Genomic DNA, 24,816 nt, shown 5'->3' with positions numbered 1-24,816 from the left:
CGGCCCTGCCACGCCTAGGGTTGAGTCATGATCTCTGGCATATCCGCCGGCTACCTCCGCCGGCTGGGCATATCCGACCCCGGCACGCCCTCCGCCGAGGCCCTGTTCGCCCTGCAGCGCGCCCACCTGGAGCGCATCCCGTACGAGAACATCGACATCCAGCTCGGCCGGCCCCCCGGTATCGATCCGGAGCTGTCGGCGCGCCGCATCGCGGCCGGCCGGGGCGGCTACTGCTTCCACCTCAACGGCGCCTTCGCGGCGCTGCTGGAGTCACTGGGCTACGAGGTCACCCGGCACGTCGGGGGCGTGTACGAGGACCTGGACGCGCGCGAGGTCAACGGCAACCACATGGCGCTGGTCGTCCGGGTCGACGGCACCCCCTACTTCGTCGACGCCGGGCTGGGCGACGGCCCGTACGATCCGCTGCCGCTCCTCGAAGGCTCCTACGAGCAGGGCGAGTTCGGCTACCGGATGGAGCCGCTCACCGGGCCGGACGGGCCGGGCTGGAGCCTTCAGAGTGCCGGCGGCCCGTTCCCGGTGACGAACTTCCGCGCCGCCCCCTCGGTGATCGCGGACTTCGAGGCCGAACACCTCCGGCTGTCCACCGCCGAGGACTCCTCCTTCGTCCGCACCCTCACCCTGCTGCGCCGCGATGCGGAGGGGATCGATCTGCTGCGGGGCCGGGTGCTCACCCGGATCGACGGGGCCAAGGGCCCCAGCGAGACCGAGCTGACCGGCGCGGAGGAGTTCTACGACGCCATCGCGACCGTCTTCGGGCGCGAGCTGGACGATCTGACCGCGGACGACCGGGCGGCACTCTGGACGAAGGTGACCCGGGCCCACGAGGCCTGGCTGACGGAGCAGGCCGCCAAAGCCTGAACCGAGCCGAGCCGACGGGCACCGCCCTGGACCGGTGATCGCCTCGTATCCACCCCGAGCAGGGCCGGGGGCCGCCGCGGACGTCAGGAGATGGCGGTTCGCAGCCGGGCCACGTCGATCGGCTCGGTCTCGTCGTGCGCGGTCAGATCGATGACCTGGCCGGCATCCCCGGCCTCCCCGGCCTCCCCGGCCTCACCGGCGGCGGCATCCGCGGCCTCCGGGGCGGAGTCCCCGGCCGGAGCCGGCACGGCAGGGGCGGCCGGCACGGCGGGCAGCGCGGCCCGGCCTGCCCGGGTCGCCCGGGCCGTCGACTCGGCCTTGTGCGCGGCCAGCGCCTCCTCGCCCACCACATCGGCGAGATCCTCGTGCTGGACCGCCTCGATGGCCGCCCGGGCCTGCGAAGCAGCAGTTCCGGCCGCGGCCTGGGTGCCGAAGAAGTCGAACCCGCCCTCCACCCGGGCGGCGGAGCGCCGGGGCGGCGTGTACGGGGCCACGGTGGCGGCCAGCCGGCGGGCCGGGGCCGCCGACGGGCGGTCGCCCCGGCGCGCCAGCGCGGCCAGCGCCGCGTTCGCCCGGGCGTAGCCCACCGGGGTCGGGGCACCCGCGGCCGTGCGCTCCTCGGAGACCGGCGGAAGTTCCCTGGGGGCGGAGGAGGACGGCGAGGCCGCCTCGATCGCCAGCAGCCGGCGGCCCTCCAGGGCGCTCGCCCGCTCGGTCTCCGCCGTGGCGTACCGCCGCAGCAGGGCGGCGTGCTCGCTGCGCAGACCCGCCAGTTCGACCCGCTTGGCCCGGAGTTTGGCGTCCAGCTTGGCGCGCAGCACCCGGGCCTCCTCCAGGTCGGACTCCAGCTCGGCTATGCGCTCCTCGGTCCGCCACTCGTCCTTGACCCGGTCGCGGGCGAGTTCGGAGACCCGCCGCCCGGCCGCCCGGTCCCAGGACCGCATGAGCACGGCACCGGTGATGCCGGCGGCGGCCGTGACGGCCACCAGCAGTCTCAGCGTCAACGTTTCTGCAGGTAGCCAGGCTGCAACGGCGGTGGTGACGGAGACACCGGCGACCGCCGAAGGCGTGAGCAGCCGGTGCAGGGGTTCGGGATTGCGGTGGCGTCCACGGGGCATGGCCCGAAATTTACAGGGAGTGGAGGTCGGTTGGGGTAGCCGCCCGGTAAATCTGTTTCCAGGCGGTTACCCCCGGCAGCGCGACCGCCGGTTTTTCAGTTCCCGAGCAGCCCCTTGGACTGGAGCCAGGCCTTCGCCACATCCGCCGGCTTGGCGCGTTCGGTATCCACCTTGCGGTTGAGTTCGGTGAGATCGGCCGTGGTCAGGGCATCGGTGAGCTTGCCGAGCACGGTCGCGACCTCCGGGCTGCCGGCGTCCTTGGCATTCACCACCGGGAGGACGTTGTCGGCGTTCTGGAGTTTCTTGTCGTCCTCCAGCAGGACCAGGCCGTAGCCGTCCAGGGTGGCGTCCGTGGTGGTGGTCAGCACCAGCTGGTCGACACCGTCCTTCACCGCCTGCTTGGCCTGCGGTGTGCCGACGCCCTTGGGATCAATGCCGGAAACGTCGATTCCGTATGTTTTCTTCAATCCGGGTGCACAGAACGGGCGGACCGCGCATTCGTCACCGGCCGCGATCTTCACCTTCAGACCGGATTTCCCGAGGTCGGAAAGGGTCTTCAGGTTGTTCTTGGCGGCGAATTCCCGGCTCACCGCGAAGGCGTTCTGATCGACGGCCCGCCCCGCCGGCAGCGCCTTGAGGCCCAGCGGCGCCGCCAGCTTCTCCAGGGCGGCCGTGGTCGCCGCCACATCGCCGGAGGCCACCGGCTTCTCCTCCGGCGCCTTCGGCCCGTTCACCTTGGCATTGAGGAACTCCGCGAGCGTCGCCGCGTACTCCGGGACGATGTCGATCTCGCCCTTCTCCAGGGCCGGCTCGTACAGCTCGCGGTTCTTGACCGTGGTGATCGAGGTGCCGTACCCGGCGTCCTTCAGCAGCTGGGAGTACAGCTCGGCCAGCACATTGGACTCGGTGAACCCGGCCGCGCCGATCACCAGCTTGCCCTTGGCCCCGCCGGTCCCGCCGGCGCTCGCCGGGCCGCCGCCGTCCTTCGCCTTCTCCAGGCTGTCACCGCCGCAGGCGGTCAGCGACACGGCGAGGGCCAGGGCGCCCAGCGCAGCGCCGAGGACGCGCCCGGCCTTGGTCGTGCTGTGATGCATTCAGGGTCTCCGTTCAGGACGTTCGGGGAAGCCGGCGCCGGGCGGGCGACAGCAGCCGGTCGGCGGCCAGCAGGACGCCCTCCACCAGCAGCGCCAACAGGGCCACCAGCAGCGCCCCCGCGATGACCTGCGGGGTGTTGTACGTGTTGAAGCCTGCGGTGATGATCCGCCCCAGCCCGCCCTGGCCGACCATGGCCGCGATCGTGGCCGTCGCGACCACCTGGACGGCGGCGGTCCGCAGCCCGGTCATCAGCAGCCCGCGGGACAGCGGCAGTTCCACCCGGAGGAACAGCTGCCCGCCGGACATGCCCATCCCCCGGGCGGCCTCGACCACCGAGCGGTCCACCTCGCGCATGCCGACGTACGCATTGGTCAGCAGCGGCGGGATGGCGAACAGGACCAGCGCCGTCACCGTGGGCGCATAGCCGGAGTTGCGCAGCGGGGAGACCATGAACAGGGCCAGCACCGCAAAGACCGGGACCGCCCGGCCCACGTTGGAGACGTTGACGGCGAGCGCACCCCCCTTGCCGAGGTGCCCCAGGTACAGGCCGACCGGCAGGGCCACCGCGCAGGCGATGGCCAGGGCCAGCCCGCTCACGTACGCATGCTCCGCGAGCCGATGCCAGACCCCGTTCTCGCCGGCCCAGTTGGCCCCGTCCGTGAGCCAGTCCCAGGTGCCGCCCCACGCCCCGCCCATGTCCTCAGGCCCCCTTCGCGACGCGGGTCCACGGCGTCAGCACCCGCTGGAGCCCGAGCAGCAGCAGATCGGCGACCAGGGCGAGCAGCACGCACAGGACCGAGGCCGTGAGCACCTGGGCTTTGAAGGAGCTGTCCACCGCGGGGGCCAGCAGATTGCCCAGCCCGCCCTTGCCGACGATCGAACCGACCGTGGTCAGCGCCACCGTGGACACGGTGGCGATCCGGACCCCGGCCAGCAGTGCCGGCAGTACCAGCGGCAGCTCCACCTGCCAGAACAGCCGCCCCGGCCCGTATCCCATACCGCGCGCGGCCTCCCGGACCTCCTCCGGTACGGCCTCCAGCCCGGCCAGCGCATTGCGGACCAGGATGGTGAGCGAGTAGAGCACCAGGCCGGTCACCACCAGCGCGGTGGCCGCCGACAGCCCGAACAGCGGGAGCAGCAGGGAGAACATGGCCAGCGAGGGGATCGTGTAGAGCACGGTGGAGACGCCCAGCACCGGGGCCGCGTACCGGCGGCCACGGCGGGCCAGCAGGGCCAGCGGCACCGAGACGAGCACCCCGATGGACACCGCGAGCAGGGTGATCCCGATGTGCTGGAGGGTGGCGTCGGTCAGCTCCTGGCTCCGGCTGCGGAGGTACTCCCAGCAGATCCAGTCGTTCGCCACCAGGCAGTTCGCTGCCGCCACACCTTCACCCCCCGTCACCGAACCCGTGTTCAGTAGCGACCCTAACCCCAGGAGGTGACGTTGGCCGGAATCCTTCGCAACCGGGCAACGCTCCCTTTACAAAACGCTTGCACCGGTAAGGGAGGATGGCGCAGTGATCCGATTCGAGCACGTGACCAAGCGCTACCCCGATGGGACGACCGCCGTCGCCGACCTCTCCTTCGAGGTGGCGGAGGGCGAACTGGTCACTTTGGTGGGGCCGTCGGGCTGCGGCAAGACGACCACCATGAAGATGGTCAACCGGCTGATCGAGCCCACCGGGGGCCGGATCCTGCTGGACGGCCAGGACATCGCCGCGGCCGACCCCGTCGAACTGCGCCGCCGGATCGGCTATGTCATCCAGCAGGTCGGACTGTTCCCGCACAAGACGGTCCTGGAGAACACCGCGACCGTGCCGCAGCTGCTCGGCGCCCCCAAGGCCAAGGCCCGGGCCCGCGCCGCCGAACTGCTCGAACTCGTCGGCCTGGACCCGGCGGTCTACGGCGGCCGGTACCCGGAACAGCTGTCCGGCGGGCAGCGCCAGCGGGTCGGGGTCGCCCGGGCGCTCGCCGCCGATCCGCCGGTCCTGCTGATGGACGAGCCCTTCGGGGCGGTGGACCCGGTGGTCCGCGAGCGCCTGCAGAACGAGTTCCTGGCCCTGCAGAAGTCGGTGCGGAAGACCATCCTGCTGGTCACGCACGACCTGGAGGAGGCGGTCCGGCTCGGCGACCGGATCGCGGTCTACGGGCACGGCACCATCGAGCAGTTCGCCGCCCCGGCGACCGTACTGGCCGCGCCCGCCAATGCGTACGTGGCCGGCTTCGTCGGCGCCGACCGGAGCCTGAAGCGGCTCGCGGTGACCCCGGTGGAGGCGGCCGACCTGGAGGCGGCCGACCTGACGGCGGCCCACGGCACCCCGCCGGCCGCCTCGGTACCGCTGGGCGCCTCGCTGCGGGAGGCGCTCGCGCTGCTGCTCCAGGAGGACTCGGGCCGGATCGGGGTCACCGATCCGGACTCCGGCGAGCCGGCCGGCGTCCTCACCGCGGAAGGGGTGCACCGGGCGCTGCGCCGGGACCGGCCCCAGGACGGCTGACCGGCCGGTCAGGCCTGGATGCGCCCGCTCATCCACTCCAGCATCGGGGGGATCTCCCGGCGCCAGGTGTTGAAGTTGTGGCCGCCGCTGTCGAGGATGATCGAGGAGACCCGGTCCGGGCCCTTGACCGACTGGATGAACTTCTTGGTGTCCCCGAGGTTGCCCTCGCCCTGCTCACTGCTGGTGACCAGGAAGGACGTACCCGAGGGCTGCTTGTTCTTCAGGCTGTGCAGGATGTCGGCCCGCTTCTTCAGCTTGTTGTCGCCGTGGAACAGATCGCCGGTCGTGGCGTCGCTGGGGGCCTCGTAGTACGCGGACAAACCGGCCCCCGCCCCGAAGGTCTGCGGGTAGTGGACGGCCATCTTCAGGGCGCAGTAGCCACCGGTGGAGTTGCCGATGAAGCCCATGTTCTGCGCCTTGTCACCGACCCGGAAGGTGTCCTTGATGGCCTGCGGCAGGTCCTGTGCGAAGAAGGTCTCGGTCTGCGGGCCGCCCGGTATGTCCACGCACTCGGTGTCCCGCGGCGGGGCCACCGTCGGCCGCAGCATGACCAGGATCATCGGCTTCATCTTGCCCGCCTTGGCCTGCTTGAAGGCCGTCATCGGGTAGTTCAGCCCTTTGATCAGGTTCTCGGCGGTGCCCGGGTAGCCGGTCAGCACGATCGAGGCGGGGAAGTTCTTGTCCTCGTACTGCGGCTGGAAGTACTCCGGCGGCAGGTACACGTACCCCGGGCTGTCGATCTTCGACTTCTGCCCCGATATGGCGACCTTCAGGATCTGCCCGCCCACGGCCGGCCGGTCACCGCCCGGAACGTCCAGCTGCTGCTTGTCGACGACCTTGACGTCCCGGCTGCTCATCGAGTGGTCGACGACCTTGCCCATCCCGGTCTGCTGCCCGAACAGGTCGGCCCAGGAGCCGTAGAACAGGAAGGACTTGTTGGCGGCCAGCCCGACCGCCGAGAACAGCGCCAGCTGGGTCGCGAGCAGCAGTCCGACGCGGCCGGTGACCGCACGCCAGGTGCGGCCCGCCAGGCGCGGCCAGAGCCAGACGGTCGCCGCGAAGAGCAGCACACCGGCGACGATGGCCAGGACCAGAACCGTATTACTGGTGAGACCCATGAGGAGTAAGCCGACTTTCTGGAGGACAGGTCGAAAGTTTCCGGAGCGAGAGTGAACCCGCCGCCCCTTGACGCCGTCCTAAGGGACGCACACTCCGGAGGCGGTCGCAGCCTTCGGCCACTTGATCTCTCTCGGAGCAACGGGAAGCGATGTCCAGCAGGATAGATGCCGATAAGTCCGGTCAGGTTCCGAACCGCATCCGGCGGATGCTCCACGGCCCACGACCGGAGTCTGTCCCCGGCCTCGTCGGCACGGCCGTCACCGTCGTAGGTCTCCTCGACATCGCCGCGGGGGTCTTCCCACGGTTCCGGCACAGCCGGATCCACGCGGTCACCGAGGTGCTGCCCGGGTCCGTCGGCCCCTTCGCCGCCGCCCTCGCCATCAGCGCGGGCGTCCTGCTGCTGCTCCTCGCCCACGGCCTCAAGCGCCGCAAGCGGCGCGCCTGGCGGGCCGCGGTCGTCCTGCTGCCGGCCGGCGCCGTCGCCCAGTTCACCTACCGCCACTCGGTCATCGGCGTAGTGATCGCTGCGGCCCTGCTCGCCCTGCTGCTGCGCCACCAGAACGAGTTCAAGGCCCTGCCCGACCCGCGCAGCCGCTGGAAGGCACTGGCCAACTTCGTCCTGATGAGCGCCGGCTCCATCGGCCTGGGCCTGGTCATCGTCAACTCCCACCCCGGCCGGCTCAAGGGCGACCCGGGACTGTACGAGCAGATCCAGCACGTGATCTACGGGCTCTTCGGCTTCGAGGGCCCGATGGACTACTACGGACGGGTGTCCTGGACCGTCGGCTACTCGCTCGGCGCCCTCGGCATGCTGACCGCCCTCACCACCATCTACCTGGCCTTCCGCCCCGAGCACCCGGCCGCCCGGCTGACCTCCGAGGACGAGGACAAGCTGCGCGAGCTGCTGGCCCGGCACGGTGGCCGCGACTCCCTCGGCCACTTCGCGCTCCGCCGCGACAAGGCCGTCGTCTTCTCCCCCAGCGGCAAGGCCGCCGTCACCTACCGGGTGGTCTCCGGCGTGATGCTCGCCTCCGGCGACCCGATCGGCGACGTCGAGGCCTGGCCCGGCGCCATCGAGCGGTTCATGGCGGAAGCCCGGATCCACTCCTGGACCCCCGCCGTGATGGGCTGCAGCGAGACCGGCGGCGAGGTCTGGACCCGCGAGACCGGCCTGGACGCACTGGAACTCGGCGACGAGGCCATCGTCGACACCAAGGACTTCTCCCTCTCCGGCCGTGCCATGCGCAACGTCCGCCAGATGGTCAAGCGCATCGAGCGCAACGGCTACACCACCAAGGTCCGCCGGGTCAGCGAGCTCACCGAGGCCGAGCTGGACGCCGTACGCGGCGCCTCCGACGCCTGGCGCGGCACCGACACCGAGCGCGGCTTCTCCATGGCCCTGGGCCGGGTCGGCGACCCCGGCGACGGCGACTGCGTGATCGCCACCGCCCACCGGACGGAGGAGGGCGACACCAGCCCCTTCGGCGACCTCAAAGCCGTCCTCCACTTCGTCCCCTGGGGCCCCGACGGCATGTCCCTGGACCTGATGCGCCGCGACCGCGCCGCCGACCCCGGCATGAACGAACTGCTGATCGTGGCCGCCCTGCAGGCCTGCCCCGACCTCAAGATCGAAAAGGTCTCGCTCAACTTCGCGATGTTCCGCTCGGCCCTGGCCCGCGGCGAGAAGATCGGCGCCGGACCCGTCCTGCGCGCCTGGCGCGGACTGCTGGTCTTCCTCTCCCGCTGGTTCCAGATCGAATCGCTCTACAAGTTCAACGCCAAGTTCCAGCCCCGCTGGGAGCCCCGGTTCGTGGTCTTCCGCACCACCCGCGACCTGCCCCGCATCGGCTTCGCCGCCATGCAGGCCGAGGGATTCGTGACCCTGGCGCTGCCCCGCCTGTTCGCCGCCCGCCGTCGGCCCAAGCCGGTCCGCACCTGCGCCCACCGCACCCACCAGCTGACCGCCCTGTCCACCGCCCAGCCCGAGCGCGAGGTGCGCGCCGCCTGACCGGTGCCTGCCGGCCGGTGTCCGTGGGCAGGTGCCCGCGGGCCCGGAGACCCCAGGCAGCCCTACCCTGGAACACATGAACAGCATGCGCGGGCCCGCCGTCAGGGGCCGGATCGAAGGGCTGCCGGAGTGGGACCGCTGCGCGGTCATGGGCGTGGTCAACGTCACCCCCGACTCCTTCTCCGACGGCGGCCGGTGGTTCGACACCACGGCGGCCGTCAAGCGCGGCCTCGACCTCGTCTCCCAGGGCGCCGACCTGGTGGACGTCGGCGGCGAGTCCACCCGGCCCGGCGCCAGCCGGGTCGACGCCGACGAGGAACTCCGCCGGGTCGTACCGGTCGTCCGCGGCCTGGTCTCCGAAGGGGTCGCCGTCTCGGTCGACACCATGCGGGCCGAGGTCGCCGAGCAGGCCGTCGCAGCCGGCGCACTCCTGGTCAACGACGTCAGCGGCGGCCTCGCCGACCCCCGCATGATCCCGGCCGTCGCCGAGTGCCGGGTGCCCTTCGTGGTCATGCACTGGCGCGGTTTCAGCGAGGGCATGAACAGCCTCGCCGTCTACGAGGACGTGGTCGGCGAGGTCACCGCCGAACTCCGGGCCCGCATCGACGCCGTCATAGCCGGCGGGATCGCACCCGAGCGCGTGATCGTCGACCCCGGCCTCGGCTTCGCCAAGCAGGCCGAACACGATCTCGCCCTGGTCGCCCACCTCCGCGAGCTGCGCGCCCTCGGCTTCCCGCTGCTCGTCGCCGCCTCCCGCAAGCGCTTCCTGGGCCGCGTACTGGCCGGGAACGGGCAGAACACCCCGCCGCCCGCCCGCGAACGGGACGCCGCCACCGCCGCCGTCTCCGCCATCGCCGCCCACGAGGGCGCCTGGGCCGTCCGGGTCCACGAGGTGCGGGCCACCGCGGACGCGGTTCGGGTCGCGCGCGCCGTGGAAGGAGCCATGTGATCCGTGTGATCCGTCCATGTGATCCGTCCCGGATCCGGACCGGCGCGAGAGGAGACAGGTGAGCAGAACCGACATCGAGGCGGTCGAAGAGGTCAACACGGCCTTCTACGAGGCCATGGAGCGGGGAGACTTCGACGCCCTGTCGGGGCTCTGGCTCGACGACGAGATCTCCTGCGTGCACCCCGGCTGGCCGGTCCTCACCGGCCGCGGCGAGGTGCTCCGCTCCTACGCCCTGATCATGTCCCACACGGACTACATCCAGTTCTTCCTCACCGACACCAAGGTCGCCGTCATCGGCGACACCGCCGTCGTCACCTGCACCGAGAACATCCTCAGCGGCGGCCCCGCCGAGGAGGGCCAGGACCTCGGCCCGCTCGTCGGCCAGCTGGTCGTCGCCACAAATGTGTTCCGACGCACATCCGAGGGGTGGCGGCTCTGGTCCCACCACGGTTCTCCGGTCCTCACCGAGGACGAAGAGGAGGAGGACGAGGAGGCGGCGTGACCCCGATCGCACTCTTTGCTGTTTATCGCAGGTAAATTCGACGGCAGACGACGCCGACCGCACTCGGCGTAGGAAAGAAACCTACGAAACAGGAGTGATTCGCGTGGATCGTGTCGCGCTGCGCGGCCTCAAGGCCCGCGGGCACCATGGCGTCTTCCCCCGGGAGCGCGAGGAAGGCCAGACCTTCATCGTCGACCTGGTGCTGCACATCGACACCCGCCCCGCGGCGGCCGACGACGACCTGGCGAAGACCGTGCACTACGGCGTGGTGGCCGAGGAGGTCGTGGACGTGGTCCAGGGCGAGCCGGTCGACCTGATCGAGACGCTCGCCGAGCGGATCGCCCAGCAGTGCCTGAAACACGAAGCGGTGGCGCAGGTCGAGGTCGTCGTCCACAAGCCGGACGCACCGATCACCGTCCCCTTCGACGATGTGACCATCACGATCACCCGGAGCCGCGCATGAACCAGACCCAGAGCGACCCCACGGTGCAGCCCGTCCCCGCCTCCGTCGTCGAGACGGTCGACGCAGCCGACGTGACCCTGTCCAACCCCAAGTGGGCCGTGATCGCCCTCGGCGCGAACCTCGGCAACCGCCTGGAGACCCTCCAGGGGGCCGTGGACGCCCTCGGCGACACCCCGGGCCTGCGCGTCAAGGCGGTCTCCCCCGTCTACGAAACCGAGCCCTGGGGCGTGGAACCCGGCTCCCAGCCCTCGTACTTCAACGCCGTGGTGGCCCTGAAGACCACCCTGCCTCCGTCCTCCCTGCTGGAGCGCGGACACGCCATCGAGGAAGCCTTCCACCGGGTCCGCGAGGAGCGCTGGGGCGCCCGCACCCTCGACGTCGACATCATCACGTACGCGGACGTGGTCTCGGACGACCCGGTGCTCACCCTCCCGCACCCGCGCGCCCACCAGCGCGCCTTCGTGCTGGCCCCCTGGCACGACATCGACCCGGAAGCCCAGCTCCCGGGCCTCGGCCCGGTCGCGGCCCTGCTGGCCGGCCTGGACCGTACCGGCATCACCGCGCGCCCGGACCTGGAACTCCACCTCCCCGAGTAGGCGTTCGTTAGCCTGAACCCGCGAGATCGCGGTATCGGACGAGAACGGGGAACGGGCACATGAAGCAACTTCGGCTGGGGGTCCTCGCCGGGATCTTCGTGGTCGCCGGAATCCTGTCCTGGGCCGGCGCCCGGCTGTGGAACACGTACGGCACCCTGCCGGGCGTCCCGCTGGCCGCACCCATCGTGCTGGCCGTCATCGCGGTGGTCCTGCTGGCCACCGCCCTGTCCCTGCGCGCCCGCCTGAAGGCCCAGCGGGAGCGCCGCCCGGGCGCCAAGGGGGTCGAGCCCCTGATGGCGGCCCGTGCGGTGGTCTTCGGCCAGGCCAGCGCGCTGGTCGCGGCGCTGGTGGCCGGCATGTACGGCGGCGTCGGCGTGTTCCTGTTCCTCGCGGACCTCACCCAGGTCCCGGCCCGCCGCGACCAGGCCGTCTATGCCGGCTTCGCGGTCCTGGCGGGCGCAGCGGTCATCGCGGCGGCCCTGTTCCTGGAACGCGTCTGCAAACTCCCGGAAGAAGACGACCCGGGCAAGGCCCCGGCCCACGCCTGAGCCACACCGGCCCTGCCCGGAGCCGGGCAGGGCGGCCGGGCGTCAGCGGGCCATGATCAGGGACATCGCCTCGTTGCGGGTCGCGACATCGCGCAGCTGGCCGCGCACGGCCGAGGTGATGGTCTTCGCGCCCGGCTTGCGGACCCCGCGCATGGTCATGCACATGTGCTCGCACTCCACGACCACGATGACCCCGCGCGGCTCCAGGATCTCCATCAGGGAGTCCGCGATCTGCGTGGTGAGGCGCTCCTGCACCTGCGGGCGGCGGGCATAGACGTCGACCAGCCGGGCCAGCTTCGACAGACCGGTGATCTTGCCGTCCGTGGACGGGATGTAGCCGACGTGCGCCACGCCGTGGAAGGGCACCAGGTGGTGTTCGCAGGAACTCATGACTTCAATGTCCTTCACCAGGACCATCTCGTCGTGACCCAGGTCGAACGTCGTGGTCAGGACCTCTTCGGGCTTCTGCCACAGGCCCGCGAATATCTCCCGGTACGCCCGTGCCACCCGTGCCGGAGTCTCCAGAAGGCCCTCGCGGTCCGGGTCCTCGCCGACCGCGATGAGGAGTTCGCGGATTGCGGCTTCGGCGCGCTTCTCGTCGAACTCGCCGATCGTACCCTCGCCGTCCAGGGTCACTGGGTCGGTCATCTGCTGTGCCTCGTTCCTGTACGAATATCCGCCGGCCCACGAAAGTGCCGCACCCCCCAGGCTAGAACCTGGGGGGTGCGGCAGTCATTCCGGGCCGGTCGGCCGGTCCCGACTGTGTCAGACCTCGGGGCGGTCCTCCGGGGCCACCTCGATGCCCTTCTCCGTCGCAACCGGAGCCACGGCAGTGGCGCCGTTCGCCGAGTTCGTCAGCTGGAGCTCCTTGGGAGAGAGCACCGGCGGGCGGGTCGACGGGGTGCGGCGGGCGGAACCGGTCCACGCGGGGCGGGCCGGGCGCTTGACGATGGTCGAGAAGATCTCGGCGATCTCCTCCTTGCCCAGCGTCTCCTTCTCCAGCAGCGCGAGGACCAGGTTGTCCAGGACGTCCCGGTTCTCGACCAGGATCTCCCAGGCCTCGTTGTGCGCGGTCTCGATGAGCTTCTTGACCTCTTCGTCGACCAGCGCCGCGACCTCTTCCGAGTAGTCCCGCGGGTGCGACATCTCGCGGCCCAGGAACGGCTCGGTGTTGTCGCCGCCGAACTTGATCGCGCCCAGCCGCTCGGTCATGCCGTACTGCGTGACCATCGCGCGAGCGGTGGCCGTGGCCTTCTCGATGTCGTTCGCGGCGCCCGTGGTCGGGTCGTGGAAGACCAGCTCCTCGGCCGCGCGCCCGCCCAGCATGTAGGCCAGCTGGTCGAGCATCTCGTTGCGCGTGGTCGAGTACTTGTCCTCGTCCGGCAGGACCATCGTGTAGCCCAGGGCCCGGCCGCGGGACAGGATGGTGATCTTGTGCACCGGGTCGGAGTTCGGGGAGGCCGCCGCGACCAGGGCGTGACCGCCCTCGTGGTACGCGGTGATCTTCTTTTCCCGGTCCGACATGATCCGGGTCCGCTTCTGCGGGCCGGCCACGACGCGGTCGATCGCCTCGTCCAGCATGTGGTTGTCGATCAGCTTCTTGTCCGAGCGGGCCGTGAGCAGCGCGGCCTCGTTGAGGACGTTGGAGAGATCGGCACCGGTGAAGCCGGGGGTGCGGCGGGCGACGGCCGAGAGGTCGACGTCCGGAGCGACCGGCTTGCCCTTCTGGTGGACCTTGAGGATCTCCAGACGGCCCTGCATGTCCGGGCGGTCGACGGCGATCTGCCGGTCGAAGCGGCCCGGGCGCAGCAGCGCCGGGTCGAGGATGTCCGGCCGGTTGGTGGCGGCGATCAGGATGACGCCGCCCTTCACGTCGAAGCCGTCCATCTCGACGAGCAGCTGGTTGAGGGTCTGCTCGCGCTCGTCGTGGCCGCCGCCGAGACCCGCACCGCGGTGCCGGCCGACGGCGTCGATCTCGTCGACGAAGACGATGGCCGGGGCGTTCGCCTTGGCCTGCTCGAAGAGGTCCCGGACCCGGGAGGCACCGACACCGACGAACATCTCGACGAAGTCGGAGCCGGAGATCGAGTAGAAGGGGACACCGGCCTCGCCCGCGACGGCACGCGCGAGGAGCGTCTTGCCGGTGCCGGGCGGGCCGTACAGCAGCACGCCCTTGGGGATCTTGGCGCCGACGGCCTGGAACTTCGCCGGCTCCTGCAGGAACTCCTTGATCTCGTGGAGTTCCTCGACCGCCTCGTCCGAGCCCGCCACGTCGGCGAAGGTCGTCTTCGGGGTGTCCTTGGTGATCAGCTTGGCCTTGGACTTCCCGAAGTTCATCACCCGGGAGCCGCCGCCCTGCATCTGGTTCATCAGGAACAGGAAGACCACGACGATGAGGACGAAGGGCAGGAGCGAGAGCAGCACGCTCAGGAACGGGCTGGTCTTGTCCGGGGAGACGGTGTACCCGTCGGGGAGCTGCTGGTCCTTGACCTTGGTGTCCAGGATCGTCGCCAGCTGCACACCCTGGTCGCCGATGTAGTTGGCCTGGAACTTGCTGCCCTTGTTGTCGCCGAGCTGCTGGCCGTCCTTCAGCTCGATCTTGATCATCTGGCTGTCACCAGTGGTGAGCTTTGCCGTCTGCACCTGGTTCTGGTTGATCGCCTGGACGACCTCGCTGGTCTCCACTGACTTATAGCCGCCGCCGGAGCCGACGACGTTCATCAACACGACCACGGCGAGGACGGCCAGCACGATCCACATGACCGGCCCACGGAAGTATCGCTTCACGTCCATCCATACGGGGCGGTGATCGCCCCGTCCCTCCTGCCCGTAGGTAAATGCTGCTGTGAGTAAAGACTGTTCTTCGGAATGTACCCCTGTATTGTCACCCGCTGCCCCTGGTACGGCTGACAGACCCGCCTTCGACCCTCCAACGGCGGGAGCGGCCCCAGGGTTCCCCGGGGCCGCGCGCGGGTTCAGCCTCCGTAGACGTGCGGGGCGAGGGTGCCCACGAAGGGCAGGTTGCGGTACTTCTCCGCGTAGTCGAGGCCGTAGCCGACGACGAACTCGTTCGGAATGTCGAAGCCGATCCACTTGACGTCGATCGCGACCTTCGCGGCCTCGGGCTTGCGCAGCAGCGTGACGACCTCGAGGGAGGCCGGCTCGCGCGAACCCAGGTTCGACAGCAGCCAGGAAAGCGTCAGACCCGAGTCGATGATGTCCTCGACGATCAGGACGTGCCTGCCCTTGATGTCGGTGTCCAGGTCCTTGAGGATCCGGACCACACCGGAGGACTGGGTCCCGGCGCCGTAGGAGGACACCGCCATCCAGTCCATGGTGAGCGGGGTGGACAAGGCGCGTGCCAGGTCCGCCATCACCATCACCGCGCCCTTGAGGACGCCGACGATGAGCAGGTCCTTGCCCGCGTACTCCGCGTCGATCTTCGCGGCCAGCTCGGCCAGCTTCGCGTCGATCTCTTCCTTGGTGATGAGCACCGACTTGAGGTCGGCACCCATGTCCTTCTCGTCCACCCGCTACATCACTTTCGTTGTGCCATCAGCCCTGCCGGATGACAAGTCTGCCACCCTGGCGCTGGGCCTCCACCCGGCCGGGCAGGTTGATGGCGCCCTGGCCGCGCCAGCCGGTGATGAGCCGGTCGACTTCCTCGATGTGGCGGGCGAAGAGCGAGCCCGCCGGGGACCCGGCCGCGACCACGGCCCGGCGCAGCACCCGGCGGCGGACGGCGGGCGGCAGGGCGTACAGCTTCGCGCACTCCAGCCGGCCGAATTCGTCGCGTACGGACCCCTCCGCCTCGGCGGCCCAGGCGTCGAGGGCGTCGGCGTCGTCCCGGGAGAGCTGGGCGGTCCGGGCGAGGGCCTCGACCACTCCCTTGCCGAGGGCCTTCTCGAGGGCGGGCAGTCCCTCGTGGCGGAGCCGGGAGCGGGTGTACGCCGGGTCGATGTTGTGCGGGTCGTCCCAGACGGGCAGGGACTGGACCATGCAGGCCTTGCGGGCGGTCTGGCGGTCGATCCGGAGGAAGGGGCGGCGGTAGCGGGCGCCGCGGGCGGGTCCGCCGGGTCCGCCCGGTCCTGTGGAGACCTCGGGCATACCGGACAGGGACCGGATGCCGGAGCCCCGGGCGAGGCCCAGCAGGACGGTTTCGGCCTGGTCGTCGCGGGTGTGCCCGAGCAGCACGGCGGCGGCCCCGAGCCGTTCGGCGGCGGAGTCGAGGGCGGCGTACCGGGCATCGCGGGCGGCGGCTTCGGGGCCGCCCTCGCGGCCGACGCGCACGGCGACGGACTCCACCGGGTCCAGGCGGAGCGCGGTCATACGGGTGACCACCTCGGCGGCGCGCAGGTCGGAGCCGGGCTGCAGACCGTGGTCGACGGTGACTCCGCCGGCCCGGACGCCGAGTTTGGGCGCCTCGAAGGCGAGGGCGGAGGCGAGCGCCATGGAGTCGGCGCCGCCGGAGCAGGCGACGAGGACGAGCGGCGGCCGGCCGTCCGGCCGGGGGGTGAGGTCGGTGAGGACGTCGTGGAGTACGCGGCGGACCGCCAGGCGTATCGCCGCGACCGCAGGATGGGGACCCATGTCCGGTGCCCTTCGGTGGAGTTCGGATGCCGAGCCGGAATGCTCTTCAGGCGTGGTGACCGGGATCGAGATGTCACTCAGAGTGCGTTGATGGTGACAGAACCGAGCCGTTCCCCGAGCATCGCACGCGCTTCTACGGCCCACGGTCCCTCGGACGGGTGATGCTGCTTCCCCCGGTGGGACATGTTTACGCCTGTTCTCCCGTCCCCTTGCGGTGTACACGGGCGATCCAGTCCGCGGGCCGGGCGATCTCCGCTTTGGTGGGGAGGGTGTTCGGGGAGGTCCAGACCCGGTTGAACCCGTCCATGCCGACCTGGTCGACCACGGCACGTACGAACCGCTCGCCGTCCCGGTACTGGCGGAGCTTGGCGTCCAGGCCGAGCAGCTTGCGCAGGGCGGCGTCGAGGCGGCCGGCGCCGCTGGCCCGGCGCTGCTGGAACTTCTCGCGGATCTCGGCCACCGAGGGGACCACCTCGGGTCCGACCCCGTCCATGACGTAGTCGGCGTGCCCCTCCAGCAGGGACATCACGGCGGTGAGCCGGCCGAGCACCTCGCGCTGCTCCGGGGTCTGGACGAGTTCGACCAGGGAGCGGCCCTCCTCGCCACGCTCGCCCTCGGGGCGGGCGCCGGCCAGCGACTGGGCCGCCTCGCGGAGCCGTTCGAGCAGGTTCATCGGGTCCATCTCGGTGGCGCCGAGGAACGACTGGATTTCGCCCTGCAGGTGGTCGCGGAGCCACGGAACGGCGGTGAACTGGGTACGGTGCGTCTCCTCGTGCAGGCAGACCCACATCCGGAAGTCCTGCGGGACGACGCCGAGCTCGCGTTCCACGTGCACGATGTTGGGGGCGACCAGCAGGAGCCGGCCGCCGCCGGCCGCGGAGCCGGGGAGCTCGCGAGTGACCGGGGCGAAGGTCTCGTACTGGCCGAGCACCCGGGAGGCCAGGAAGCTGAGCAGCATGCCCAGCTCGACGCCGGTGACCTTGCCGCCGACCGCGCCGAGGACGGCACCGCCGGGGGCCGCGCCGCGCCGGTCCTGGATCCGGCCGAGCAGCGGTCCGAGGAGTTCCCGGAAGCCGGCGACGTTGGCCCGGACCCAGCCGGCCCGGTCGACGACCAGGACGGGGGTGTCCTCCACGGCCGCGCCCTCGGGGATCATCCGGGTGAACTCGCGGACATGCCGTTCCGAGGTCCTGGCGTATTCGCGCAGTTCCGCCACCACGGCCCGGGCCTCGTCCCGGCTGACCTCCGGGCCGGGCCGTACCAGTCGGGTCGCAGTCGTCACCGCGAGGTTCCAGTCGACCATCCCTGTTGCAGCACCACCGAGGCTCGTCATGCGTCAACCGTACGTGGGCGGGGCCCCGCACGGAGCCCCGCGAACGGCAGGACCTGACCCCGTTCGGGCCGGGCGCCGCCGGGTCTAGGGCGTGTTGCGAAAGTCCCGCCTGCCCCGCGACGCCTGGCACGCCCTAGCCGGCGGTCGCGACCGCCGCGGCCAGCTTGTCCAGGGCCTTCTCCGCCGCCGGGCCGTTGGAGGTGTCCGCCGCGAGGAAGGCGAAGGACAGCAGTCGCCCGGAGGGCGTGACCACGGTGCCCGCCAGGGCGTTGACCCCGCGCAGGGTTCCGGTCTTGGCGCGGACCAGCCCGGCGCCCGGGGAGTCACCGGAGTTGCGGGTGCGCAGGGTGCCGGTGAAGCCGGCCACCGGGAGGCCGGTGAGGAGCGGGCGGAGCTCCGGCCTGGTCGGGTCGGCGGCTGTGGCGAGGAGGCCGGTGAGGAGTCCGGCGGAGACCTTGTCCGCGCGGTTGAGGCCGCTGCCGTCGGCGAAGCGGCTGCCGGTGAGGTCCAGGCCGAGGCCGGCGAGCTTGGCGGCGACGGCCTTCTCCGCGCCCTCGAAGCTGGCGGGCTGCCCGGCGGCCACGGCGGTCTGCCGGGCCAGGGCCTCGGCGATGTCGTTGTCGCTGTGGGTGAGCATCCGCTCGACCAGGCCGGCGACCGGGGTGGACTTGGTGACGGCCAGCGGGGTGGCGCCGGCCGGGGCGGTGGTCCGGGCGGGGCTGCCGGTGACCTTGATGCCCCGCTCGCGGAGCAGGGCCGCAAAGGTGCGGGCGGCGTCCCCGGAGGGGTCTGCGGTGCGGTCGACGGGGCCGGAGAAGGAGTTGTCGGGGCGTCCTTCGTCGGCCGTCAGGGCGGTGACCGGGGCGATGTTGTCGAGGGTGCCGATCGGGTGGCGGACGGTCCCGGAGTAGAGGGAGTCGTCGTAGCCGAGGGTGATGCTGGTGGTGTTGGCGGCCTTGAGCGCCTGGGCGGTGTCGGCGGCGAGTGCGACCAGGCTGCCGCCGGAGCCGGCCGGGGGCTTCTCCTTGGCGGTGAGCGAGGGGTCGCCGCCGCCGACCAGGACGATCCGGCCGGCACCGGTGCCGGGGACCACGGTGGTGGCGAAGCGGTGCTCGGGTCCCAGGGCGGCCAGCGCAGCCGCCGCGGTGACGATCTTTACGGTGGAGGCGGGGGTGACCGGCTCGTCCGGCTTCGCCTGGTAGAGGACTTTGCCGGTGGCGGTGTCGATCACCGAGGCGGTCCGCAGGCCGCCGAGCGCGGGATCGTCCAGCAGCGGCTTCAGGGCCGCGGCCAGTGCCGCCGCGTCGGGGAGGGGGGCATGGGGGGCGCCGGTACCGGGAGCGACCGGCTGCCGGCCGGCCCCGCCGCCGACCGCCGATCCGGGAGCCGCACCAGGCACCTTGACGCCGGTCAGCACGCCCGGGGCACTGGGCGCGGCCTGCGGAAGCCGTCGTTCTCCGTGATCTGCGCCACCCGTCCGGCCCCGGGAGGCGGCCAGGTCGCGCTCGGCCTTACGCTGGCCGGAGTCCCATGGACCGGCGGCCACCACTGCGCCGGCCGACAGGACCAGGCCAATGGCGGCCGAACCCGCGACGAGCTGCCACGTTCTGATCAATGGCATCTCGGACCAGCCCCTTTCGCGATCACAGGTGTGCGTGAGGGACACTTAACCACTGCGTCTTGCCGCGAGCATGGCACCCCACCCGGCTGGGCTGGGCCGGACGCGCTACCACTCGAAGCAATCGAGCTTGCAGAAGCTGATCATGGAGGAGCAGGACGTGGAGTTCGACGTCACCATCGAGATCCCCAAGGGTTCGCGGAACAAGTACGAGGTGGACCACGAGACCGGCCGGATCCGTCTGGACCGTCGCCTGTTCACCTCCACCAGCTACCCGGCCGACTACGGCTTCGTCGAGAACACCCTCGGCGAGGACGGCGACCCGCTGGACGCGCTGGTGATCCTGGACGAGCCGACCTTCCCCGGCTGCCTGATCAAGTGCCGCGCGATCGGCATGTTCCGGATGACGGACGAGGCGGGCGGCGACGACAAGCTGCTCTGCGTGCCGGCCTCCGACCCGCGTGTCGAGCACCTGCGCGACATCCACCACGTCTCCGAGTTCGACCGCCTGGAGATCCAGCACTTCTTCGAGGTCTACAAGGACCTGGAGCCGGGCAAGTCGGTCGAGGGCGCCAACTGGGTCGGCCGCACCGAGGCCGAGGCCGAGATCGAGGCCTCCTTCAAGCGCCTGCAGGCGCAGGGCGGCCACCACTGATCCGGCCCCTCCGCTGTCCCGAAGGGCACTCCCGGTCGTCCGGGCGTGCCCTTCGGCGTATCCGGGGCAGCCGCGGACGAAACGATTCCGCATACTGATACCCGGGTGCCCGGGGACCCCGGGACCGGGGCCGGGGACTGGGGACTGGAGGGCGCGTGGCGGCAGAGCCCGAGGGGGCAGCGGGGGCGGAGGGGGCAGAGGACCGCAAGCCTCGCTCCGACGAGGCGCGGAGCGCCTTCACACCACCCGCCGGGACAACCCCGGGGGTACCGCCCGAGGACGCCCCCACATCGGAATTCGCCCTTCCGGCGGGCACCGAATCGGCTGCCGCCGAACGGGAAGGCTCCTCGTTCGCCACGCCCAGCACCTACCGGGCCGCACAGTCCCCGCCCGCCCACCTCCCCGGGCACGGCCTCCCGCTCGGCCGGATCAAGGACTCGCCCTGGCAGGACCGGATGCGGACGATGCTCCGGATGCCGGTGGACGTCCGCCCGGTGGCCGAGCCCGCGCAGAAGCCGAGCGAGGCCGGGCCGCCCGTCGGCCGCGTCCTCGACCTGACCCTCCGGATCGGCGAGCTGCTGCTGGCCGGCGGCGAGAGCGCGGAGGACGTCGAGGCCGCGATGTTCGCGGTGTCCCGCAGCTACGGCCTGGACCGCTGCGAGCCGACCGTCACCTTCACCATGCTGTCGATCACCCACCAGCCCTCCCTGGTCGACGACCCGGTCTCGGCGAACCGGACGGTCCGCCGCCGGGGCACCGACTACACCCGGCTGGCCGCCGTGTTCCGGCTGGTGGACGACATCAGCGCACCCGAGATCGACATCTCCCTGGAGGAGGCCTACCGACGCCTGGCGGAGATCCGCCGGAACCGGCACCCGTACCCCACCTGGGTGCTCACGGCCGCCGCCGGACTCCTCGCCGGAGCCGCCTCCACCCTGGTCGGCGGCGGGGTGCTGGTGTTCTTCGCCGCCGTCCTCGGCGCGGTCCTGGGCGACCGGCTGGCCTGGTACTGCGCGGGCCGCGGGCTGCCGGAGTTCTACCAGTTCGTGGTGGCGGCGATGCCCCCCGCCGCGATCGGGGTGGCCATCAAGCTCGCCGAGATCGACGTCCGGTCCTCCGCGGTGATCACCGGCGGGCTGTTCGCGCTGCTGCCGGGGCGCGCCCTGGTGGCCGCCGTACAGGACGGCCTGACCGGCTTCTACATCACCGCCTCGGCCCGGCTGCTGGAGGTGATGTACCTGTTCATCGGGATCATCATCGGGGTGCTGGTGGTGCTCTACATCGGCCTCCAGATGGGCGCCGCGCCCAATCCCGACGATGTGCTCCAGATCCCGAGCCGGCCGCTGCTCCAGATCGCCGCCTCGATGGTGCTGGTGTTCACCTTCGCGATCCTGCTCCAGCAGGAGCGGTCCACCGTGTGGATCGTGACGCTGAACGGCGGGGTCGCCTGGGTGACCTTCGGGGCGCTGCGGGCGGCCGACCTCCCGCCGGTGCCGTCGACCGCGATCGCGGCCGGGCTGGTCGGCCTGTTCGGGCAGCTGTTCTCGCGCTACCGGTACGCCTCGGCCCTGCCGTACGTCACGGCGGCGATCGGGCCGCTGCTGCCGGGCTCGGCGACGTACTACGGACTGCTGTCCATCGCCGAGAACCGGCTGGACGCGGGAATGGCCTCGCTGATCAACGCGGCGGCGATCGCGCTGGCCATCGCCATCGGGGTGAACCTGGGCTCGGAGACCTCGCGGCTGTTCATGCGGATGCCGGGGGCGACGAGCGCCGCCAAACGCCGCGCGGCGAAACGCACCCGCGGCTTCTAGGGGGGTTCCGGGCCTCCCCCGGCCTCCCGGGTACGGCCGCGGGGCCGGAGCCGCCCGTGGCAGCTCCGGCCCCGCGGGGACGTGGTGTGGTGTGCTCAGCGCTTGGCGTGGCGGCCACGGCCGTGCGGAGCCGGGGCTCCGGACGGGGCCCCGGAGGGGTCGACGGCCTCGGCGGCAGCGGCCTCGCGGGACTCCTTGCGGGCCTTCATGACCTCGATGACCACCGGGATGACCGAGATCAGGACGATGCCGACCAGGATCGGCTCGACGTTGGTCTTGATGAACTCGATCTGGCCGAGCCAGTACCCGGCGACCGTCACACCGGCACCCCAGCTGATGCCGCCGATGATGTTGTACGTCAGGAAGGTGCGGTACTTCATGGTGCCGGCGCCCGCGACCATCGGCGCGAAGGTCCGGATGATCGGGACGAACCGGGCGAGCACAATGGCCTTGGGGCCGTGCTTCTCCATGAACTCGTGCGCCTTGTCGAGGTTCTCCCGCTTGAAGAGCTTCGAGTTCGGCCGGTTGAACAGCTTCGGCCCGAAGTACTTGCCGATCATGTAGCCGACCTGGTCACCGATGATCGCCGCGGCCACGATCAGGGTGCACACCAGCCACAGCGGCTGCGTGATGTACTGCCCGTCCGCCACCAGCAGACCGGCCGTGAACAGCAGTGAGTCCCCCGGGAGGAAGGCGAACAGCCCCGACTCCGCGAAGACGATGATCAGGATGCCGGGCAGCCCGAAATGCGAGATCAGGTAGTCCGGGGACAGCCACTCCGGGGCGAGGGCAAGCGTGTTCACGAGATCCGGACTCCTGGAATTCGAGGTGGGGTGGCGGTGCATCGGGAGGTCGTGCCCTCAAATTATCAACGCACACCGCCACCCCCCGGTTCCGGCTAGGCGTTCCGGACCGCATTCGCCAGGATCGCGTCCCGCAGATGCTCCGCCAGCCCGGGCCGCATCGCGTCGTAGTGGGCCTTGAACCGCTCGTCCGCGACGTACATCTCACCCAGGCAGCAGTGGATCTCGTACGTGCAGTCGTAGAACCAGGTACGGATCTGCTGCCGGTGCTCCTCGGCCAGGTCCATCGCCCGCTCGCCGTCGGCCGGCTCGCCGGCCTCCATCAGCGCCGTGTAGCGGGCGCCCCAGTCGGCCGACTGGTCCTGCATCCGCTGCCAGTCCTCCTTCGTGTAGGCGGCGGTCCGGCGCCGGGACTCGGCGTACGCCTCGGTGCCGCCCCACCGCTCCTCGGCCTCCGCCGCGTACTCCTCGGGGTCGTGCTCCCCGAACACCTCGAACCGCTCCTCGGGGGTGAGGTTGATGCCCATCTTTCCTGCCTCCATCGCATGCTCCACGGCCTTGGCCATCTGCTGGAGCCGGGCGATCCGGTCGGACAGCAGCGCATGCTGCCGGCGCAGGTGTGCCTGCGGGTCCGAGTCCGGGTCGTCCAGCAGTACCGCGACCTCGTCGAGCGGGAAGCCGAGCTCCCGGTAGAACAGGATCCGCTGCAGCCGGTCCAGATCGGCATCCTCGTACCGCCGGTGGCCCGCAGGGCTGCGACCGCTCGGGGAGAGCAGGCCGATCCCGTCGTAGTGGTGCAGGGTGCGCACCGTGACTCCGGCGAAGCCGGCGACCTGGCCCACGGAGTAGCCCATCTGTTCCGCTCCTCTGATCGGGTACGCCCTTCACTGTGGGCCCTCACGCGGCGTGAGGTGCAAGCCCACGGTTTCCGGCACCCGCAGCGCCTCCGCGATATGCGCGTTTTGTCGGTTTACGTTAAGCGGATGACGCCTGCGGCCCGCGCCCTGCTCCCGCTGATCCTGCCCTCGCTGGTGGCGGGCGTGGGCTCCGCCCTGCTCTACATCGGGGTGAGCAAGGCGGCCGAGGCCCTCCAGGGAGTGCTGTGGGGGACCCTGCCGGACGCGGTGGGGCTCGGCCCGTACTCGACGGCCTGGATGCTGATCATGCTGACGTCGATCGGCGCGCTCTCCGGACTGGTGGTGTGGAAGGTGTACGGCCATGCCGGCCCCGACCCGGCCACCACCGGGCTGGTGGAGACCCCGATGGACCCGCGGTGGGTCCCCGGGCTGCTCCTCGCCGGCGGGCTGACCCTGGCGGGCGGGGTGAGCCTCGGCCCGGAAAACCCCATCCTGGCCGCGAACGTCGCCCTGGCGTACTGGCTGGGGCGCCGGGCGTTCCCGGGTTCGCCGGGCGCGCTCTGGGTCGGGCTGGGCGCGGCCGGGACGGTCGGGGCGCTGTTCGGCACGCCCGTGGCGGCGGCCCTGGTGCTGACCGAGACGATGAGCTCGGGCAAGGACCCCACCCCCCTGTGGGACCGGCTGTTCGCGCCGCTGGTCGCGGCCGGCGCGGCCGGTCTGACCACCTCCCTGATCTCGGACCAGACCTTCACCACCAACCTGCCCGAGTTCGCCGACCCGGGCTGGGCCGATCTGCTGGCCGCCCTGGTGATCGCCTCGGTGGCCGCGCTGCTGGGCCTGGCCGGGATCTACGCGTTCCCGTACCTGCACCGGGTCTTCCACGCGATCCCGAACCCGGTGCTGGCCCTGACCGCCGGGGGCGTGGTGCTCGGGCTGCTGGGGGCGCTCGGCGGCCGGCTCACCCTGTTCAAGGGCCTGGAGCAGATGAAGGAGCTGACCGCCGACGCGGACGCGTACGGCTGGGGCGCGCTGCTGCTGATGTGCGTGGTCAAGATGGTGGCGCTGGTGACCGCGTCGGCGGCCGGGTTCCGGGGCGGGCGGATCTTCCCGGCGGTGTTCGTCGGGGTGGCGCTGGGCCTGTCCGCCCACGCCCTGGTGCCCGCCGTCCACCCGGTGGTGGGGACCACCTGCGGGGTGCTGGGCGTGCTGCTGGCGACCACCCGGCAGGGCTGGCTGAGCCTGTTCACGGCGGGCGTGCTGGCCCCGGACCCGGGGGTGCTGCCGATGCTGTGCGTGGCGGTACTGCCGGCCTGGCTGCTGGTGACCGGCCGCCCCCTGCTCCAGCTGACGGAGGACGGCCGGCCGAAGTACTGA

General features: G+C 71.3%; 23 protein-coding genes and 1 pseudogene. 11 read left to right on the top strand and 13 right to left on the bottom strand.

Annotated elements, in window-relative coordinates; genetic code table 11:
- Positions 1-27 precede the first annotated feature (27 nt).
- Positions 28-879, top strand: a complete 852-nt coding sequence (locus DEJ50_RS18190) for an arylamine N-acetyltransferase family protein (protein ID WP_150209035.1) — start codon at positions 28-30, stop codon at positions 877-879.
- A gap of 83 nt (positions 880-962) precedes the next feature.
- Here DEJ50_RS18190 and DEJ50_RS18185 read toward each other — a convergent pair whose 3' ends face one another.
- The 4 genes and pseudogenes from DEJ50_RS18185 to DEJ50_RS18170 form a co-directional block, all read right to left on the bottom strand.
- Complete coding sequence (locus DEJ50_RS18185) at positions 963-1,997, bottom strand: hypothetical protein (protein ID WP_150209034.1); 1,035 nt, start codon at positions 1,995-1,997, stop codon at positions 963-965.
- Positions 1,998-2,092: 95 nt separating this feature from the next.
- The gene (locus tag DEJ50_RS18180; RefSeq protein ID WP_150209033.1) at positions 2,093-3,091 is read right to left on the bottom strand and encodes an ABC transporter substrate-binding protein; all 999 of its coding nucleotides are present in this window, start codon (positions 3,089-3,091) and stop codon (positions 2,093-2,095) included.
- 13 nt (positions 3,092-3,104) lie between these two features.
- The gene (locus DEJ50_RS18175) at positions 3,105-3,788 is read right to left on the bottom strand and encodes an ABC transporter permease (protein WP_150209032.1); all 684 of its coding nucleotides are present in this window, start codon (positions 3,786-3,788) and stop codon (positions 3,105-3,107) included.
- Positions 3,686-4,476: pseudogene (locus DEJ50_RS18170) on the bottom strand (ABC transporter permease). The gene DEJ50_RS18175 and the pseudogene DEJ50_RS18170 overlap by 103 nt, the downstream one beginning before the upstream one ends.
- Positions 4,477-4,609: 133 nt before the next feature.
- Between DEJ50_RS18170 and DEJ50_RS18165 the strand changes: the two are divergent.
- Positions 4,610-5,587: an ABC transporter ATP-binding protein gene (locus DEJ50_RS18165; protein ID WP_150209030.1), complete on the top strand. Its 978-nt coding sequence runs from the start codon at positions 4,610-4,612 to the stop codon at positions 5,585-5,587.
- 8 nt (positions 5,588-5,595) lie between these two features.
- Here the strand turns inward: DEJ50_RS18165 and DEJ50_RS18160 are convergent, their stop codons facing one another.
- Positions 5,596-6,705 carry an alpha/beta hydrolase gene (locus DEJ50_RS18160; RefSeq protein ID WP_150209029.1) on the bottom strand — a complete coding sequence of 370 codons (1,110 nt, stop codon included), beginning with the start codon at positions 6,703-6,705 and terminating at the stop codon, positions 5,596-5,598.
- A gap of 149 nt (positions 6,706-6,854) precedes the next feature.
- Between DEJ50_RS18160 and DEJ50_RS18155 the strand changes: the two genes are divergently transcribed.
- From DEJ50_RS18155 to DEJ50_RS18130, 6 genes are all read left to right on the top strand, one after another.
- Positions 6,855-8,714: a phosphatidylglycerol lysyltransferase domain-containing protein gene (locus DEJ50_RS18155; RefSeq protein WP_150209028.1), complete on the top strand. Its 1,860-nt coding sequence runs from the start codon at positions 6,855-6,857 to the stop codon at positions 8,712-8,714.
- Positions 8,715-8,790: 76 nt separating this feature from the next.
- Positions 8,791-9,663, top strand: coding sequence for a dihydropteroate synthase (gene folP, locus DEJ50_RS18150; protein WP_150209027.1), 873 nt, complete (start codon positions 8,791-8,793; stop codon positions 9,661-9,663).
- A 115-nt stretch (positions 9,664-9,778) separates the two neighbouring features.
- Positions 9,779-10,165, top strand: a complete 387-nt coding sequence (locus DEJ50_RS18145; protein ID WP_411757682.1) for a nuclear transport factor 2 family protein — start codon at positions 9,779-9,781, stop codon at positions 10,163-10,165.
- Positions 10,166-10,268: 103 nt separating this feature from the next.
- Complete coding sequence (folB, locus tag DEJ50_RS18140; protein ID WP_150209025.1) at positions 10,269-10,628, top strand: dihydroneopterin aldolase; 360 nt, start codon at positions 10,269-10,271, stop codon at positions 10,626-10,628.
- Entirely contained in the window at positions 10,625-11,224 is a 600-nt protein-coding gene (folK, locus tag DEJ50_RS18135) for a 2-amino-4-hydroxy-6-hydroxymethyldihydropteridine diphosphokinase (RefSeq protein WP_150209024.1), read from the top strand. The genes folB and folK overlap by 4 nt, the downstream gene beginning before the upstream one ends.
- Before the next feature lie 59 nt (positions 11,225-11,283).
- Positions 11,284-11,772 carry a DUF3180 domain-containing protein gene (locus DEJ50_RS18130; protein WP_150209023.1) on the top strand — a complete coding sequence of 163 codons (489 nt, stop codon included), beginning with the start codon at positions 11,284-11,286 and terminating at the stop codon, positions 11,770-11,772.
- Between the two features lie 42 nt (positions 11,773-11,814).
- On the opposite strand, the gene folE is transcribed toward DEJ50_RS18130, so the two are convergent.
- From folE to dacB, 6 genes are all read right to left on the bottom strand, one after another.
- On the bottom strand, positions 11,815-12,420 hold the full coding sequence (gene folE / locus DEJ50_RS18125; RefSeq protein WP_150209022.1) for a GTP cyclohydrolase I FolE: 606 nt from the start codon (positions 12,418-12,420) through the stop codon (positions 11,815-11,817).
- Between the two features lie 117 nt (positions 12,421-12,537).
- Positions 12,538-14,565: an ATP-dependent zinc metalloprotease FtsH gene (ftsH, locus tag DEJ50_RS18120; protein WP_150209021.1), complete on the bottom strand. Its 2,028-nt coding sequence runs from the start codon at positions 14,563-14,565 to the stop codon at positions 12,538-12,540.
- Between the two features lie 182 nt (positions 14,566-14,747).
- Entirely contained in the window at positions 14,748-15,287 is a 540-nt protein-coding gene (gene hpt / locus DEJ50_RS18115; RefSeq protein WP_150212203.1) for a hypoxanthine phosphoribosyltransferase, read from the bottom strand.
- Positions 15,288-15,327: 40 nt separating this feature from the next.
- Entirely contained in the window at positions 15,328-16,362 is a 1,035-nt protein-coding gene (gene tilS, locus DEJ50_RS18110; RefSeq protein ID WP_150209020.1) for a tRNA lysidine(34) synthetase TilS, read from the bottom strand.
- Positions 16,363-16,549: 187 nt separating this feature from the next.
- Positions 16,550-17,695, bottom strand: coding sequence for a zinc-dependent metalloprotease (locus DEJ50_RS18105; RefSeq protein ID WP_150209019.1), 1,146 nt, complete (start codon positions 17,693-17,695; stop codon positions 16,550-16,552).
- Positions 17,696-17,828: 133 nt separating this feature from the next.
- Positions 17,829-19,316, bottom strand: coding sequence for a D-alanyl-D-alanine carboxypeptidase/D-alanyl-D-alanine-endopeptidase (gene dacB / locus DEJ50_RS18100; RefSeq protein ID WP_150209018.1), 1,488 nt, complete (start codon positions 19,314-19,316; stop codon positions 17,829-17,831).
- A gap of 157 nt (positions 19,317-19,473) precedes the next feature.
- Here dacB and DEJ50_RS18095 point away from each other — a divergent pair, with 157 nt between their 5' ends.
- Entirely contained in the window at positions 19,474-19,968 is a 495-nt protein-coding gene (locus DEJ50_RS18095; RefSeq protein ID WP_150212202.1) for an inorganic diphosphatase, read from the top strand.
- A 155-nt stretch (positions 19,969-20,123) separates the two neighbouring features.
- A complete protein-coding gene (locus tag DEJ50_RS18090; RefSeq protein ID WP_150209017.1) occupies positions 20,124-21,782 on the top strand; it encodes a threonine/serine exporter ThrE family protein in 1,659 nt (552 codons plus the stop codon).
- A 95-nt stretch (positions 21,783-21,877) separates the two neighbouring features.
- On the opposite strand, the gene DEJ50_RS18085 is transcribed toward DEJ50_RS18090, so the two are convergent.
- Entirely contained in the window at positions 21,878-22,585 is a 708-nt protein-coding gene (locus DEJ50_RS18085) for a DedA family protein (RefSeq protein ID WP_150209016.1), read from the bottom strand.
- 95 nt (positions 22,586-22,680) lie between these two features.
- Positions 22,681-23,439: a MerR family transcriptional regulator gene (locus tag DEJ50_RS18080; protein ID WP_150209015.1), complete on the bottom strand. Its 759-nt coding sequence runs from the start codon at positions 23,437-23,439 to the stop codon at positions 22,681-22,683.
- A 129-nt stretch (positions 23,440-23,568) separates the two neighbouring features.
- Here DEJ50_RS18080 and DEJ50_RS18075 point away from each other — a divergent pair, with 129 nt between their 5' ends.
- On the top strand, positions 23,569-24,816 hold the full coding sequence (locus DEJ50_RS18075) for an ion channel protein (protein ID WP_223837802.1): 1,248 nt from the start codon (positions 23,569-23,571) through the stop codon (positions 24,814-24,816).

Origin of the sequence: Streptomyces venezuelae (assembly GCF_008642295.1) — a bacterium.
GTDB classification, from domain to species: Bacteria; Actinomycetota; Actinomycetes; order Streptomycetales; family Streptomycetaceae; genus Streptomyces; species Streptomyces venezuelae_C.
This window is presented reverse-complemented; position numbering and strand designations above follow the sequence as displayed.

Coding starts and splice junctions, on each gene's coding strand:
- DEJ50_RS18190 (WP_150209035.1), top strand. CDS start 28: ATGATCTCTGGCATATCCGCCGGCTACCTCCGCCGGCTGGGCATATCC.
- DEJ50_RS18185 (WP_150209034.1), bottom strand. CDS start 1,997: ATGCCCCGTGGACGCCACCGCAATCCCGAACCCCTGCACCGGCTGCTC.
- DEJ50_RS18180 (WP_150209033.1), bottom strand. CDS start 3,091: ATGCATCACAGCACGACCAAGGCCGGGCGCGTCCTCGGCGCTGCGCTG.
- DEJ50_RS18175 (WP_150209032.1), bottom strand. CDS start 3,788: ATGGGCGGGGCGTGGGGCGGCACCTGGGACTGGCTCACGGACGGGGCC.
- DEJ50_RS18160 (WP_150209029.1), bottom strand. CDS start 6,705: ATGGGTCTCACCAGTAATACGGTTCTGGTCCTGGCCATCGTCGCCGGT.
- DEJ50_RS18155 (WP_150209028.1), top strand. CDS start 6,855: ATGTCCAGCAGGATAGATGCCGATAAGTCCGGTCAGGTTCCGAACCGC.
- folP (WP_150209027.1), top strand. CDS start 8,791: ATGAACAGCATGCGCGGGCCCGCCGTCAGGGGCCGGATCGAAGGGCTG.
- DEJ50_RS18145 (WP_411757682.1), top strand. CDS start 9,779: ATGGAGCGGGGAGACTTCGACGCCCTGTCGGGGCTCTGGCTCGACGAC.
- folK (WP_150209024.1), top strand. CDS start 10,625: ATGAACCAGACCCAGAGCGACCCCACGGTGCAGCCCGTCCCCGCCTCC.
- DEJ50_RS18130 (WP_150209023.1), top strand. CDS start 11,284: ATGAAGCAACTTCGGCTGGGGGTCCTCGCCGGGATCTTCGTGGTCGCC.
- folE (WP_150209022.1), bottom strand. CDS start 12,420: ATGACCGACCCAGTGACCCTGGACGGCGAGGGTACGATCGGCGAGTTC.
- ftsH (WP_150209021.1), bottom strand. CDS start 14,565: ATGGACGTGAAGCGATACTTCCGTGGGCCGGTCATGTGGATCGTGCTG.
- hpt (WP_150212203.1), bottom strand. CDS start 15,287: ATGGGTGCCGACCTCAAGTCGGTGCTCATCACCAAGGAAGAGATCGAC.
- tilS (WP_150209020.1), bottom strand. CDS start 16,362: ATGGGTCCCCATCCTGCGGTCGCGGCGATACGCCTGGCGGTCCGCCGC.
- DEJ50_RS18105 (WP_150209019.1), bottom strand. CDS start 17,695: ATGACGAGCCTCGGTGGTGCTGCAACAGGGATGGTCGACTGGAACCTC.
- dacB (WP_150209018.1), bottom strand. CDS start 19,316: ATGCCATTGATCAGAACGTGGCAGCTCGTCGCGGGTTCGGCCGCCATT.
- DEJ50_RS18080 (WP_150209015.1), bottom strand. CDS start 23,439: ATGGGCTACTCCGTGGGCCAGGTCGCCGGCTTCGCCGGAGTCACGGTG.
- DEJ50_RS18075 (WP_223837802.1), top strand. CDS start 23,569: ATGACGCCTGCGGCCCGCGCCCTGCTCCCGCTGATCCTGCCCTCGCTG.